The sequence below is a fragment of the Acinetobacter sp. Root1280 genome, assembly GCF_001425285.1.
Classification (GTDB): Bacteria; Pseudomonadota; Gammaproteobacteria; order Pseudomonadales; family Moraxellaceae; genus Acinetobacter; species Acinetobacter guillouiae.
On the sequence record NZ_LMED01000025.1, the window covers coordinates 166,763 to 182,453 of the forward strand.

Consider the following 15,691-nt stretch of genomic DNA (forward strand, 5'->3'; position numbering starts at 1 on the left):
ACTTAGTGCTGTAACACCGAAATATCAGCAACGCTTGTAAACAAGTCACGTAACTGTGCAAGTAAACGTAAACGGTTTGCTTTGAGTTCTGCATCATCTGCCATGACCATCACATTCTCAAAGAATGCATCAATCGGTGCACGAAGCGCAGCCAACTTAGAAAGCGCAGTGGTGTAGTCTTTCGCGTCCAAAAGTGGTTGAACTGCAGGTTTGATATTTTGAATTTCGGTATATAGCGCCTTTTCAGCATCTTCAAGCAATTTAGCTTCAACAATCTCACCTGTAGGTGCAGCTTCTTTTGCCAAGATATTGGCAACACGCTTATTGGCAGCAGCCAAAGCAGCAGCTTCTGGCAAGTCACGGAAATGATTTACCGCCGTCACACGCTTATCAAAATCAAGTGGAGATTTTGGAGAAAGTGCTTGAACAGCCTGAATCACATCAACGGCAACACCTTGGTCTTCGTACTTAGCACGGTAACGACCTTCAAGGAATGCGACAGCATCGGCTAAAGTCTTCGCATGATCTTTCAATACATCGCCATAAGCAGCCAAAGCAAGCTTGATCAGTTCTTCAATCGAAACATCAAGATTGTTTTCAGTCACCAAACGCAAGATACCAATCGCAGAACGACGTAAAGCAAATGGATCTTTCGAACCTGTTGGTGCTTGACCAATCCCGAAGATACCTGTGAGGGTATCTAAACGATCAGCAAGGGCAATGGTTGTACCTGTTTTCGTTTTTGGTAGAACATCGCCAGCGAACTTAGGTAAATATTGTTCACCTAAAGCTTCAGCAACTTCATCATTTTCGCCTTCAATACGTGCGTAATAAGTTCCCGCGATCCCTTGAAGTTCAGGAAATTCTCCGACTAACTCTGAAGTTAAGTCACATTTTGCAAGCAGAGCAGCTTTTTCAGCATCTACAGAATTTGCACCCGTGATTGCGGATAACGCCACAGCCAATTTTGCAATACGTTCAGACTTGTTCCAAAGTGTGCCCAATTGTGCTTGGAAGACCATATTGGCTAATTTCTCTTTACGAGAAGCAAGGGGTTGCTTTTGATCTTGTAAGAAGAAAAACTCTGCATCAGACAAACGAGGACGTACAACTTTTTCATTGCCTTCAATGATTTGAGTTGGATCTTTAGACTCAATATTGGAAACAGTAATGAAATAAGGCTGTAATTTATGTGCTGCATTGACCAAACAGAAATACTTCTGGTTGTCTTGCATCGTGGTAATCAAAGCTTCTTGAGGTACAGCAAGGAAACGTTCTTCAAAGCTTGCACGTAGCGCAACAGGCCATTCAACCAATGCAGTCACTTCATCACGTAGGTCCGCAGGAACGATGGCAATCGCATTGACTTCATCAGCCAAAGCTTTAACTTGTTGGTCAATGATTGCTTGACGCTCTTCAAAAGAAGCTACGACATGTGCTGCTTTTAATTTCGGCAAATAATCATCTGAGTTTGTTAATGAAATCGCTTCAGGGGCATGGAAACGGTGACCATAGGTCAGATTACCCGCTTTATGATCCTGAATCGTTGCATCAATCACATCATTGTCTTTTAACAAGACGACCCATTTCACTGGACGAACAAATTCAGTACGGCTTGCCGCAGAGCGCATACGTTTTGCGATGGGTAAATTATCCAATGCTGTTTGTAAAATTTGTGGAAGTAAAGCGTCAAGACTTTGACCTTTCACATCTTTTAAATAACAAACTTTTTCAACTTTACCTGCTTGGAAAGTTGATACTTGATCCGCAGTAATGCCTTGACCACGCATAAAGCCTTCTAAGGCTTTGGTTGGTTTGCCTTCTGCATCATAAGCAGCTTGTAGGGCAGGACCATCAAAACGCTTTTGAGTGTCTGCTTGTGCACCATCAACATTGACAATTTTTAATGCCAAACGACGTGGTGCTGCATAAGCTTCAATTGAATCAAATGCCAAACCTGCGTCTTTTAAACCTTTAACCGTTTCAGCTTGTAACGCATCACGTAAGGTCTTTAAGCTTTTAGGCGGTAATTCTTCACAGCCAAGTTCGAATAAAACTGTATGTTTAGACATTATTTATTCTCCTCAGCTTTTGCTTCTGCTTCAACTTGTGCCTTTAACTGTGCAAGCACTTCGTCACGTAAATGCGGTTCAGCCATTGGGAAACCGAGTTTGGCACGAGCAGCCACATAGCTTTGTGCAATAGAGCGTGCCAAAGTACGCACACGTAAAATATAACGTTGACGCTCAGTGACAGAAATAGCACCACGTGCATCGAGTAAGTTAAAGCTGTGTGATGCTTTGATGACTTGCTCATATGCTGGAAGTGGAAGTTCCGCTTCCATTAAACGGGTTGCTTCAGCTTCATAAAAATCGAAGAGTTCAAACATTTTTTCAACGTTGGCATATTCAAAGTTATAAGTTGATTGCTCTACTTCATTTTGATGGAACACATCACCGTAGGTGACGGTACCAAATTGACCTTTGGTCCAAACCAAATCATAAACTGAATCAACACCTTGCAAGTACATTGCCAGACGTTCAAGACCGTAAGTGATTTCACCTGTGACCGGGTAGCATTCAACCCCACCAACTTGTTGGAAGTAAGTAAACTGAGTCACTTCCATACCATTTAACCACACTTCCCAACCTAAGCCCCAAGCGCCCAATGTTGGAGATTCCCAGTTGTCTTCTACAAAACGAATGTCATGTGTAAGCGTGTCAATACCAATCGCTTCTAAAGAGTCTAGATACAGTTGTTGGATATTGTCAGGGTTCGGTTTAAGCACCACTTGGAATTGATAGTAGTGTTGTAAACGGTTTGGGTTTTCGCCATAACGACCGTCTTTAGGACGACGTGAGGGTTGAACGTATGCTGCGTTCCATGTTTCTGGCCCAAGCGCACGTAAGAATGTTGCAGTGTGAAATGTCCCTGCGCCCATTTCCATATCGTAAGGCTGTAACACCACACAACCTTGTTCAGCCCAGTAGTTTTGTAAGGCAAGAATTAAGCCTTGGAATGTATCAATATGCGATATGGCGCGACTCATGCAGCATCCACTATAAGTATTAGAAAAAATTGGTTCTAAGTATAAGGATTTTGGGGAGGTGTGGCAAAGGTTAGTCTATAAATATTGATTCTTATCGCAGATCAACTTATGTGCATTTTTTCAGATTTTCTTTTGAGATAAAGCTTTTTATTTCTTTGGCCTCTTTTCTTATTTTCATTTCCTCAATGTGCTCTTCAATTTTTGCATCTGGAGCATCACTATTGATTACGGGTTCCGAGCTTGAATTTTCAGATATTAAAATGAGATCATCCCTAAAAAAAGCCCAATCTTTTTCTATTGTTGGTATATTTTTAGAAGTGGTTTTTGCTTTTAAGATGCAGATTTTATCTTTTTTAATCAGCGTAAGTTCAAGTGTGCTTGATGGTTCGCCCGTCATTGCAATTTGCTTTGTTTCTAAAATTACAGGTTCATTTGATGTACTACATGCAGCAAGGAAAAAAGAAGAAGTTAAAATGATGAAATGGATTATTTTGTTCATTGGTAAAATTAAATAAGTTAAATTATATATTTGATATTAACATGGAAAATTTATATTTATAAACTTTTTAAAGGTAGAGGGCGCTTCAAAAGCTGAATGTCGGAAGTTCATTATGACGATGTCACAACGCTTCATTCAATGTTAAGTAAATGAATTATTTAGAAATCATAGGGGCGAATTTAGAGGATGATAAAATGCACAAGATCATTATTGGACTGTAGCAAAATTAGAAAGGGCTAATTAAAACTTAATTTTCAAACTGCAGGGTTTTTCAATGTTAGCGGTTCTTGTCAAAATATTGAATAATTTGTTTTAAAATAAAATTAACTAATTGAATTATTTTATATATAATTTGAAAAATACTTTTTTAAAAATTTATAAATTTAATTTTTATATCAAAATGAGCAATCTTAATATGAAAAAATTTAATTATTTTATGTACATAGCGACTTTAGGTTTTATATCTGCAACATCAAGTTATGCAGTAAATATAGAAGAAGCCCCTTGTTTCGCCCCACAAACAGCGCCTATTTTTAAAGAGTTTTATCAAATAAATAAAGGATTTGATCAAAAAGTATTGTGGGAGTTGTATGTTCAATCACCCATAGAAGGTTATCCAAATGCAAAAATGATTAATCAAACTTTAGAGACTTTATTTGGTCAATTGGGGCTCTCAGAAGAACAGAAAAAGCAGATGAAACCGATCCAAAAAGATGTATCTGAAGTAGAGCCTGAAGAATTAGAAGCCTATAACTTAATGGTTAAAGCACAAAAATTATATTACGGCGATAAAGTTACTATTGATCAACAACAGGCTTTTGAGTTGCTGCTTGATGCAGTTGGAAAGAGAAATTCAGAAGCCTATATTTTCTACCCTGTACTTAATCAGCATTGTGCTGATCCAGATAGAAAAGAAACAGCAGTTCGTATATTTCATACCATCGAAAAACACATGGGGGATAATGATGATTATCCAACTCCAATATGGGCATATTTAAGTTATGCCTATGCGTATGGTGTAGGCACAGAGGTGGATGAAGCAAAGGCTTTAAAATATTGGAAAAAAGCTTGGCGTATCTATTCGTTACAATTTGATGCAGGTGGTTTTGTCGGTTTTATGATGGGACAAATGGCAGAACAAAAGCCTTATTTAAAAGCACATTTGGGTGAAGCTATGAATTATTACAAAATTGCGACCCGAGCAGATGAAAATAACATTCCAGCACAACAGGCAATTGTAAGATTATTAAAAACGGATAAAAAGTTTGAAGATCTGACTTATGAAATAGAGTTATTTGAAGAAACTGAAAACGCAAAGCATGATCAAGACCCAAAATCTGCTTATTTTACTTTGTCAGAATTATATGCTCAGGAGCAGTGGAAAATTTACAATCCTCAACTTTCAATGGAGTGGTTGGCAAAAGCAGCTGAAGCAGGGCATGAACGCGCACAGTTGAACCTACCACTCTATTATGAGCAAGGGAATTTGATCAAGGCAGATCCAAAAAGAGCGATGGAGTTGTATCAAAAATATTATGAACAGGACAATATATTAGTGGGTATCTACTTTTTAGATCGTTTGGAAAATGGAACCAAAGGCATTGCTAAAAATCCTGAAAAAGCGAAGTTAGTTCGTGAAGATTTAACTAAAAAATATCATGCTTTAGGACAAACAGGTGAGATTCCAAAACCTGAAGAATTGCGATTAATGCAGCGAATGTATTAAAAACTTTCTTTAGCAAAGATTAGTCTTGAGTCATGACTGGCTAATCTAGCGATATCTAAAACTTAATCTTCAATCCATAATCCTTTTTCATTGCCAATAAAGCTTCTGCATTGCCTTTGGCATCGTCAACAGGGTTATGGGTATGTGCTGTTTTACGTAAATGCTTAAAACTTTGAAAGCTATCTTTGACCAGTCCTTTATACAAACTGCCTAAATTTTGTGAACTAAATCCAAAGGGATTACTGCCAGTAAAATGATGAAAGTACCAACAGACAAACATCCAGTCAAAACCATTGTTATCGCTAATAAAAATAGGGCGATCTTTACTGACTTTGCTCACCCACTTGGCAAAGTCTTTCATAACATGCTCAGGATTGTTAAAGCTTAGGGTTTCTTCACGACTAAAGCCTGAAACTGCGAGAGCTTGAGGAATATAATTCTCGGAAATTGGTTTAAGTAAACCGTAGAATTGTTGATGTAAATGATCTTCGACCAACACTGCACCTAGCGCAATCATTGAGTAATCACCGGGAATTGGACCATCTGCTTCGATGTCCACCATAATATAAGCCATATATTCTCCTTATTTTAAGATATTGTTTTTATGCTGGAAGTCATTATAAATGATGATTCTGATCGCTGACAAACTTTATCGGTATTTTGCTTTTTTAATATTTATAGCTTATAAATTATTGAATAAATTTAAAACATTTTTAAATCATCCCTTATGCAAAAAATACAGAAAAACAAACTTTGGCTAAGCCTTCTCCTTATTCTATTGGCAGTTATTTCTATTCCTGCAATTCATCTTTTTAAAACAAAAATCAATGAGCAACAGGGAATTGAGCATATTCCTATAGGTTATCGGGATGATGCCAGTCATCTTAATTTGACAAAAGTGCATAAAATTGTCGATGTAGAAAGTACACCCGAAGCGATTCAACAACAACTTAAAACTTTACTTAAATATGCAGCTGAACATCATCTAAAAGTCTCGATTGCGGGGGCTAAGCACAGTATGGGCGGGCACACCATTTACCCTGATGGTATTGCACTGAATATGTTGCCCTATAACCGCATGAGCTTTGATGAGAAGAGCAATATTCTCACGATTGGCTCGGGTGCAACGTGGGAAGAGGCACTTCGGTATCTAGACCGCTATGGTAAATCAATTGCAGTGATGCAAGCGTTTAGTAATTTCTCAATTGGCGGCTCGATCAGTGTCAATGGACATGGTTGGCAAAAGAATTCACCCCCAATTTCATCCAGTGTTGAGTCATTTACCTTGATGAATGCACAGGGAGAAATTGTAAAATGTAGTCGTACAGAACATCCTGAATTGTTTAAATTAGTGATTGGTGGCTATGGATTATTTGGCATTATTCTCGATGTAAAATTAAAAGTTGTAGATAATGTTGCTTTAACATTTCAATCAATTTCAGTTTTACCTGAAGACTATGTAAACGCGTACCAAAAGATTGTCAGCAATAATCCAGATGTACAATTTGCTTATGGTCGTTTACGTATTTCAGACAAGCATTTTTTACAGCAGGCAACCTTAAACTATTTTGAAAAAATCGATAAAAAACCTTTAGCCTTGTCACAACAGCAAAGTAAAAACGCTGAAACTAAGCGGATTGTGTTCCGTGGATCTGTCGATAGTGAATACGGCAAACGACTACGCTGGGATCTAGAAAGTAGTCTGAATTCAGTATCGCCTTATGCGATATTTAGTCGCAATGAAATTCTCAGTGAAGATGCCGCCTTGATTGAAAATAAAGATATCCATTCAACCGATCTATTGCATGAATATTTTATTCCAAAGCAGCACTTGGCTCAGTTTATTCAAGATCTCAAGCCCGTTTTAAAAACTAAAAAAGTGGATCTACTCAATATCACGATTCGTGAAGTTGAACATGATCATGATGCATTTATGAATTATGCCCGAGAGGATGTTTTTGGCTTGGTGTTTCTGTTTAATCAAAAGAAGACCCCACAACAAGAGCAGGATATGCAACAACTGACTCAGCAATTGGTTGATATTACACTTAAAAACCAAGGCACATTTTATTTGCCTTATCGCTTACATGTAAGTCGCGACAAGATGCGTTTAGCCTATCCGCAAACGGATGCTTTTTTTAGTTTGAAGAAAAAATATGATCCAGAGGAGATTTTTAGTAATCAGTTCTATCTACATTATCGTGAGTCGTGAATGATGGTCTGGAAAATACTTTTAATAAACCCCAATAACAGCACCCTGCAAATAAAGAAATTGCATAAAAAAACCAATCGCTCAATAGTTTCCATAGCGGTGTAGGCAATGATCCAGTAAAAACCAGATAGCCAATGATACTGACAATTAACCACATCAACAGTGAACCGACGAAAATACTGAAAAAATTAAGCCAATACTGATGTGCAAGCCAAAGTGAGATGACATAAGCAATTGGAATGACTATAACGCAATAAATCAGATAAACGATTAAGCTGATACCAAATATTGTGAGTAGAGACTGTATATCATATTGATGATTCATAAAAAGAAAAAACGCGACCAATAGGATTAAGCTCAGACTGGGTGCTAAAAACAAAGCCTTTAAAATCGATTTATTGCTATATTGAGCCATGATCAAAACAACAAAGGAATAAATATGATAAGAGCATGCACAATCATGATGGTTTTATCTACAACTATTTGTTCAATATCGGCTTATGCGGAAAAGGCTACTGCTTCACCCGATGTATATAACCAATGTGTTGAACAAACCATCGAACAACTGGCTTTAGGCAACATCAACAATGCTGTAGTTGAATCATGTAGTAACCAAAGCAGAGCATATTATGAAAAGGAAATTGTCAAAGTTCTCGATCAGATCAAAAAACAGAGTCAGATAAACCATCAGCCAGAACGTTATAACGACATCATGAAATCACAACGCTTATGGAAAGCTTATGTTGATCAGGAGTGCCAAAATGCTGGAAGTTATATTGGTTCACCCATGTATGCGTTTTGCCCAATGCGAGAATATGGGAAAAGACTTGATCAATTGACTGAATATGCCCAGTGAAAAATCAGTAAATGAGAAATATCAGCGAAAAATTTATCCATTTAAGATAGATAATAAATATATCTTATAACCACAACATCGTATAATTCACACTTTAAACCGTGTTAAAGCGCAGGACTGTCGTGTTTCATACGCAACTTGAATGGTTAAATACCTTAAAACCCAATTTTAAAGTTTTACCGCTAAAAGATCGTTTAGTCTGTGGTGTTGGTGCACTGCTTGGATTAGCAGTGTCATCATTGATCAGTTGGTATGTACTCGGTGGATTTAATGCATGGTATATCGCACCGATGGGCGCGTCCTCAGTATTGCTCTTTGCTGTACCCGCGAGTCCTTTAGCACAACCTTGGAATATGGTGGTGGGGAATACCATCGCAGGTTTAGTCGGCGTGACCTGTGCCATCTTTATTTCCAATCCAACCGAGGCATTTAGTGTTGCTGTTGCGTTGTCGATATTTTTGATGATGAGTACAGATTCATTGCATCCGCCAAGTGGCGCAGTGGCGATTACTGCCGTATTGGGTGGCGCTTCTATTCATCAGTTGGGTTATCAATTTATTTTTTATCCAGTATTACTCAATTCAGTCTTGCTGCTAGTGATTGCGATCATTTTTAATCGTATGTTGGGAAAGCAATATCCACAGGTTGCACAGCTCAATACACGTTCTAAAGATCCAACGCCGACACAGAAAGTCACGATTCAACCGCAAGATATTCAAGATGTGTTAGAACAACAGACACAGCTTTTAGATATTAGTGAATATGATTTACAAAAAATCATTTTAGAAGCACAAGCAAAGGCCAACGCAAGAGCAGTACATCAATACCTTTGCCAAGATATTATGAGCAAGGATGTGCTGAGCTTGGATGAGCAAGATGATATTCACCAAGCTTTAGATAAGTTTAAACATGTGAATTTGATGAGTTTGCCCGTGCTCAATGCTGATCGGGAATTGGTTGGCACATTGGCATTGTATGAAATTGTAGAATGGTTTAAACGCGCTGCCGATGCTCGGGCCCCTTGGGAACATTTGGTCAAACAAATTATGAATCGACAAGTGGTCACTGTACAGCCGACACAACCGATTCAAGACTTGGTGCCTTATTTCGTTGAACGCTCTTTTAATTATATCCCTGTGGTTGATCATCAAAAAATGGTCGGGATCATTAGTCGCGCAGATATGATTGCAGCATTACAGCAACAACTCAATAATTCACAATGATACTGTTTAAAAATAAAACCGTTTAAAAATAAAACTGTTTAAAAATGATGCGGTATAAAAAAAGCTACAGCAGTTTGGGGGAACTGTTGTAGCTGAAAAGGGTCATATCTTTAAATCGAAGTCAATTAATGGGTTTTCTCTTCATAAATGGTTCGTACAGGGCGTTCATAGCTTTGCGGTTCATTTAGCTGCAATTTTTGTTTTGGCATAATTAACCAAAGCACTAAATACACCAGAATACCTGGAAAAGCTGCGCTCAAACATGAAACAATTACGAAAATAATGCGTAGTAATGTGACATTCCAACCAAAACGTTCAGCAATACCGCCCATTACACCGGCGATCATATTATGTCGGCTTGAACGATATAAACCAGAATTGGCCATTTAAATCTCCTTAAAGTTATTCATCATCATTCATGATTAAAAAATTAAAAATGAATTTATATAAGTAAATAGTGGCGTTTCTGTTTGATTCTTCAAGTGAATCATCGATTAAAATTGTTAAGACTGTGTAACAACACCACTTAAATCATTAAAAATAATGTAAAAAGTGTCCAAACTTATAAGCAGATGGTTGAGACAAATATGTTTTTTATACTTTTGTAAAAAATACACCGTTAAGATTTCGAGAAACGGTACAACACAATAAGATATACATATACACATTCATTTTTGATGTGTCTGGCACGGTGTAATTGGGTTATTTGGATTTATGTATTTAACTTTTCATAAAGTAATTTTTTTTCGAATTTTAGGCATCAGTATTTGTACAGTACTGAGTGCTTGCGATTCCTCAAAATCAAATGATAAACAACAAGGTGCATCTGACACACAAAATTCCTCCAGTGAGCTTGCTTTGCAGCCAACGCCACAACGTGCCAATGCAAGTGAAGGTAAAAAACTGACCGATCTTGCGGGTCAAGCCACCTTACCTGCAATGGCAGAAATGAAAGGGCAAGACCAGCAAAGCGACGTAGTTTCCACAAAAGCTGAGGCATTTGTAGGACGTTATCATGTTCAAATGAGTTGTGAAGATCCTTTTGCCAAGTGTGAAAAAGGTAGTGCAGAGTTTATTATTAACTTACTCCCAGACGGTACCGCACATCGTACCTTTGTGTATATGGGGAAAATGACCTATGAAAATAATGATATCAAGCCGAACCGTGGTTATCAAAAAAATACTTGGGTCTATGACGAAGTAAATCATGAAATCGTGATTAACCGAATTGAAGGTATTCAGTTCTATTACAACGTGGATGCACAAAATGACTTGGTGATGGATATTGATAAAATCGTTAATGGCACTGAAGAAAATCGACTCTATTTTAGTCAACACCATACCGCACCAACAAAAGCCTATGTGTTAAAGAAATTTGATAATTAAAAAGCGAAACAATCGAATAAGCGCATTTGAATAAGAACGCTGTTTTGATCAAGACATATGTTGATTTAAACAATCTGGTGGGACTTGAGGGTGTAACCCACCAGAATGACGCATTTAAAATTTTGAAATGAATGATCATCTCAGAAAAGCATTTTTTAAATTGAACAAATCTTAGAAAATCAGTTAGCAGTTAAACATTGTGTATCGTCTAGAAATGCAATGTTAAAACGCTTTGGTTAAACTAAAAATTGCACCGTTTGCGACTGTACGTTTTTCACTTTTAGAGAGCTGATCGGTATTCAAGTTGGTACCGACCGCAGATAACTCCGCAGTTAAACCTTCAAGCGTTTTGAATTGATAATTCACCCCAAGCTTCCAATCGACATAATTATCGGCATCGAGATCAATCAATGCACCTTTATCTTGGATGATGGAATAACCAATACTTGAAGTTAGACCAAAACCTGTTTCAGCCAATGGTACTGAATAGCCTAAGGTGAAGTTCCATGCATTACCTGCAAATCCAATATAGTCATCACTATAATTAATATTGGTGAGGAGACTATCTTTAACCAAAAATACGTTATCAAGGGTTAAACGTGCAGAAAACTCATGCCATGCCCAATCTGACCAACCCGGGTAGCTAAATCGGTTATAGCTTAAATCTAGTGTTGGTTTAATCTGTTCAAAAAAAATGAATTTAGTGTTATAGCCAATATATGAGGTAAACTCAAAATGTGGTGATGTTGAACCACCAAAGTCAGTATTGGCAGCAAAGATTCCGCCGTATAAACCAGAATCATGTGACAATACAAAGGTCCCTTGTACCGCAGGATCATTACGAGATTGGGATAGACCACGGAAACGGTAGTCCGTTGTCAGTGCAGCAGAACCGCTTAAGCTAAGACCTGATGAATGTCCTGTTTCTGAGGCCATAGCAGAATGAGTTGCCATTGTTGTTAGCATTACCGATAAAATTACTGGTTTAATCATATTGATTTCCTTTTCGTAAAAATTTGGATTATTCCAAAATCCTTTTTTATGTCGATCAACGACGCATTTTTGTTTTTGTTATCTTAAGTACTGATGTTATAAAGAGATAATAGAATATTCAGAACACATGCCTCAAAAAATCTGAATCGCTTGGGTATAACGATGACTTTTATCCAATGGAGTTAAATTTTTTTAATGATTATTTATGTAATTATTTTTTAATAAAAAATTCTTTTGAACGATAAATTACTTTTTTTTAACCCTAGATCAAGGATCTGCTTTTCACCCATCGTTTTTACTCAATTCAAGTGGTACACAAGCTGATGTATAGGTCGATATTGAATATCGAACAAATACAGGCCTGAGATAATTTTTCTTTAATTTGTTGGTGATTATTCTGGCCTCAATATTTTCAACATATTAAATGGTCTTAATTTGAAATTTTAAGATGATTTTGCAAATGATTTTGATCTCTTTACGATGGAGTAACTATGCTATTCAGTCCTTTTTAGTCTTACTTTAAAAAAACTAAAGGCTTGATACTGAATATAAAAATTTAAGCCGATTCTTAGATTGGTTATAACTTTTTTATTTATGGGATGGATTCCTTATGTCTATAACATCTATGGAAAGTAGTACGATTCAGGCAATCCCTGAAAATCAACGTCACGGTAACGCACGAGATCTATTTACGATCTGGTTTGGCTCAAACATTATGTTATTGACCATGTTTACGGGTTCATTGGCGGTTACAGTTTTTAATTTGAGTTTCTTTTCTGCCTTAATGGCATTGGTTTTGGGAAATCTTGTTGGTGCGATTTTTGTCGCACTGCATTCTGCGCAAGGTCCACAACTTGCAGTACCGCAAATGATTCAAACACGCGGGCAATTTGGTTTCTATGGTGCTTTGCTTGTTGTTGGTGTCGTAGTGATTATGTACTTGGGCTTTTATGCATCCAATCTGGTGGTTGGTGGTGAAGCGCTACATACAATTTATCAGCCGATTTCTAAGGTACAAGGCATTACAATTATTGCGATAGGGAGTCTGGTTGCAGTTATTTTTGGTTATAAACTCATTCATAAATATACCCAAATCCTTGCGGTACTTTCAGGTTTAATGCTGCTTGCTGCTTTTATTCGTGTGTTTAGTTCGCAATATTTTCCCCAAGATTTCTTTCAGCTGGGAACATTTTCAAGCATTGGCTTTATGGGAACATTATCCATTGCCGCATTATGGCAGTTGGCTTATGCCCCTTATGTATCAGATTATTCCCGCTATTTGCCTAAAGCGACTGGGGCAAAAACTGCATTTTGGGCAAGCTATTGGGGCTGTTCACTCGGCTCACTGATTTCAATGATCTTGGGCTTGACCGTTGCTCGTGCCTATAGTGGTGACTTTATTCAAGGCTTAATTCACTTAACCGGCTCCGGTCTATTCAGTACCGCTTTGATTATCGTCTTTTCTCTCGGGATTGCTGCCACAAACTCAATGAATTTGTACTGTGGTACTTTATCGAGCATCACTATTCTACAAACGATTTTTCACCGTTGGTCACCGCGAGTGCTTGCCAGAACCATAGTGGCATTAAGCTTATTTAGTGTGGCGATGTTCTTATCTGTTTCAAGTTCGGAAAGCTTTGTCGACAGTTATGTCAATTTTATTCTCTTGCTCATGTGTGTGCTGATTCCATGGACAGCCATCAACCTCATCGATTATTACTTTATCCATCATACTGAATATGATGTGCCATCCTTCTTTAAACCTGATGGTGGGATTTATGGTTACTTCAATTGGCCTGCATTAATCTGTTATGTGATTGGGATTTTGATTCAAATTCCATTTTTATCTACACCGCTGTATGTTGGTCCGCTTGCCAAATTACTGGGTGAAGTGGATATCTCATGGGCGGTTGGTTTGTTGGTGGTTAGCCCACTGTATTATGTTGTAGCGATGTTATATAAACGCACATTACCTGAAATAGACAATCAGGAATTACAGCAACATCGTTATGATTATGTCATTGTTGGGGCGGGTTCGGCGGGGAGTGTGATTGCCAACCGATTAAGTGAAAATCCAAATACCCGTGTCTGTTTGATTGAAGCAGGCGCTGCTGATAATTCGCCACGCATTCAGATTCCAGCAGGAACGATCACCTTATATAAGAGTAAAACATACAGCTGGAATTTCTTTTCTACCCCGCAGAAACGTTTGAATAATCGTCAAATTCACGCCCCACGTGGCAAAATGGTGGGTGGTTCAAGTTCAATGAACAGTATGATTTATATTCGCGGAAATGCCTCTGATTATGATAATTGGGAAGCGAAAGGTTGTGCTGGATGGGGCTGGAAAGAGGTTTTACCCTTCTTTAAACGCTCTGAAAAAAATGTCATTCAGCAAGACTTGGCTTTTCATGGTGTTGATGGCGAGTTGTTTGTCGATCATCCGAAAGATCCTAACCCATTATCTAAACTCTTTATCCAAGCTGCTACTTTGCTCAATCTAAAAGAGAATCAAGATTTTAATGCTGCATCAAGCGAAGGTGTGGGGATATATGATGTGACTCAACGTGATGGTCAGCGTCTATCCAGCTTTAAAGCATTCGTTCAGCCGATATTGACACGCTCAAACCTTACGGTGGTGACTGAATGCGAAGTTGAGCGTATTCATCATAGTGAGGGTCAAGTGCACTCGATTCATGTGCAACGACAAGGACAAAATTTTGATATCGGAATCAATAAAGAGTTAATCCTCTCTGCTGGTGCTTTTGTTTCGCCGTTATTATTGATGAAATCTGGTATTGGTCCGAAATCCGAGCTGGAACAGGCAGGTATTGAATGTAGGGTTGATTTACCTGGGGTCGGTAAAAACTTGCAAGAGCATATTGATGGTTTAGTGACGGTTAGAACAAATAGCTCAAAAACACTGGGTTTTTCCGTTGGGGCTTTGGCATCTATACTGCCCGCGCCATTCCAATATGCGCTTAAAAGAAAAGGCTGGTTGACCACCAATTATGTAGAAGCAGGAGGCTTTGCAAAAACATCACTGGCAACAGATTTACCAGATGTGCAATTCCACTTTGTTCCTGGGTATCGGAGCCATCGTGGTCGCCTGTTTGAATGGGGACATGGCTATGCAATCCACACCTGTGTTTTAAGACCAAAGAGCATTGGTGAAATACGTGTGAATGCCCAAAAGCAGATCGAGATTGATTATAACTTCCTTGAAAAAGAACATGATATGCACGTGCTGATCGAAGGAATTAAACTGGCACAGCGTATTTTAAAACAAGATGTATTTAAGGCGTTCAATGGTCAAGAAATCTTACCCGGACCTGATGTTAAAACCGATGCAGATTATCAAGCTTATGTTCGTGAATATGCTGCAACCGTATTTCATCCCGTGGGAACATGCAAGATGGGGATTGATGCAATGAGTGTGGTCAATCCAAAGCTTAAGGTCGTTGGTTTTAATAATCTGCGTATCGCTGATGCATCCATTATGCCTGATCTTGTTTCAGGCAATACCAATGCGCCATGTATTATGATTGGCGAACGTGCCGCAGATTTTATCCTTCAACAGCAATAATCCACTGGGTAAATTTCCGTTGATTGTTTTAGTTGAGTAGTCTATTGATTATCAAACCGTGCGCAATTTTGATTATTGGGCGCGGTTTTATGTTGTTATGGGGCGATGCTATAACTCGTCAAGCAGGAGAATATTATCTTGCTAGCGATGATTGGATATTT

General features: G+C 38.1%; 12 protein-coding genes. 6 read left to right on the forward strand and 6 right to left on the reverse strand.

The features are described 5' to 3' along the window. Positions 1 to 2 precede the first annotated feature (2 nt). The 3 genes from glyS to ASC84_RS16540 all read right to left on the reverse strand — a co-directional run bounded on the left by glyS (position 3) and on the right by ASC84_RS16540 (position 3,548). Entirely contained in the window at positions 3 to 2,072 is a 2,070-nt protein-coding gene (glyS, locus tag ASC84_RS16530) for a glycine--tRNA ligase subunit beta (protein ID WP_056516783.1), read from the reverse strand. Then, entirely contained in the window at positions 2,072 to 3,049 is a 978-nt protein-coding gene (glyQ, locus tag ASC84_RS16535) for a glycine--tRNA ligase subunit alpha (protein WP_004718182.1), read from the reverse strand. Before glyQ ends, glyS begins: the two co-directional genes overlap by 1 nt. A 106-nt stretch (positions 3,050 to 3,155) precedes the next feature. Then, positions 3,156 to 3,548 carry a hypothetical protein gene (locus ASC84_RS16540; protein WP_056516786.1) on the reverse strand — a complete coding sequence of 131 codons (393 nt, stop codon included), beginning with the start codon at positions 3,546 to 3,548 and terminating at the stop codon, positions 3,156 to 3,158. A gap of 415 nt (positions 3,549 to 3,963) precedes the next feature. On the opposite strand from ASC84_RS16540, the gene ASC84_RS16545 reads away from it, so the two are divergent. Continuing rightward, positions 3,964 to 5,274 carry a tetratricopeptide repeat protein gene (locus ASC84_RS16545; protein ID WP_056516789.1) on the forward strand — a complete coding sequence of 437 codons (1,311 nt, stop codon included), beginning with the start codon at positions 3,964 to 3,966 and terminating at the stop codon, positions 5,272 to 5,274. Between the two features lie 55 nt (positions 5,275 to 5,329). On the opposite strand, the gene ASC84_RS16550 is transcribed toward ASC84_RS16545, so the two are convergent. After that, positions 5,330 to 5,848, reverse strand: coding sequence for a 3'-5' exoribonuclease (locus tag ASC84_RS16550; RefSeq protein WP_056516792.1), 519 nt, complete (start codon positions 5,846 to 5,848; stop codon positions 5,330 to 5,332). A 153-nt stretch (positions 5,849 to 6,001) separates the two neighbouring features. On the opposite strand from ASC84_RS16550, the gene ASC84_RS16555 reads away from it, so the two are divergent. The 3 genes from ASC84_RS16555 to ASC84_RS16565 all read left to right on the forward strand — a co-directional run bounded on the left by ASC84_RS16555 (position 6,002) and on the right by ASC84_RS16565 (position 9,565). Then, positions 6,002 to 7,486 (forward strand): FAD-binding oxidoreductase, encoded by a 1,485-nt coding sequence (locus ASC84_RS16555; RefSeq protein WP_056516795.1) that lies wholly within the window; start codon positions 6,002 to 6,004, stop codon positions 7,484 to 7,486. Between the two features lie 439 nt (positions 7,487 to 7,925). Next, positions 7,926 to 8,342 carry a lysozyme inhibitor LprI family protein gene (locus tag ASC84_RS16560; RefSeq protein ID WP_056516798.1) on the forward strand — a complete coding sequence of 139 codons (417 nt, stop codon included), beginning with the start codon at positions 7,926 to 7,928 and terminating at the stop codon, positions 8,340 to 8,342. 122 nt (positions 8,343 to 8,464) lie between these two features. Continuing rightward, entirely contained in the window at positions 8,465 to 9,565 is a 1,101-nt protein-coding gene (locus ASC84_RS16565) for an HPP family protein (protein WP_056516801.1), read from the forward strand. Between the two features lie 125 nt (positions 9,566 to 9,690). Here ASC84_RS16565 and ASC84_RS16570 read toward each other — a convergent pair whose 3' ends face one another. Next, the gene (locus ASC84_RS16570; protein WP_004718168.1) at positions 9,691 to 9,951 is read right to left on the reverse strand and encodes a PspC domain-containing protein; all 261 of its coding nucleotides are present in this window, start codon (positions 9,949 to 9,951) and stop codon (positions 9,691 to 9,693) included. A gap of 328 nt (positions 9,952 to 10,279) precedes the next feature. On the opposite strand from ASC84_RS16570, the gene ASC84_RS16575 reads away from it, so the two are divergent. Further along, positions 10,280 to 10,951 (forward strand): hypothetical protein, encoded by a 672-nt coding sequence (locus tag ASC84_RS16575; RefSeq protein ID WP_056516804.1) that lies wholly within the window; start codon positions 10,280 to 10,282, stop codon positions 10,949 to 10,951. Between the two features lie 222 nt (positions 10,952 to 11,173). Here ASC84_RS16575 and ASC84_RS16580 read toward each other — a convergent pair whose 3' ends face one another. Continuing rightward, a complete protein-coding gene (locus ASC84_RS16580) occupies positions 11,174 to 11,944 on the reverse strand; it encodes a TorF family putative porin (protein WP_056516808.1) in 771 nt (256 codons plus the stop codon). 610 nt (positions 11,945 to 12,554) lie between these two features. Between ASC84_RS16580 and ASC84_RS23505 the strand changes: the two genes are divergently transcribed. Next, complete coding sequence (locus ASC84_RS23505) at positions 12,555 to 15,530, forward strand: cytosine permease (protein ID WP_081409384.1); 2,976 nt, start codon at positions 12,555 to 12,557, stop codon at positions 15,528 to 15,530. The last annotated feature ends 161 nt before the right edge of the window (positions 15,531 to 15,691 follow it).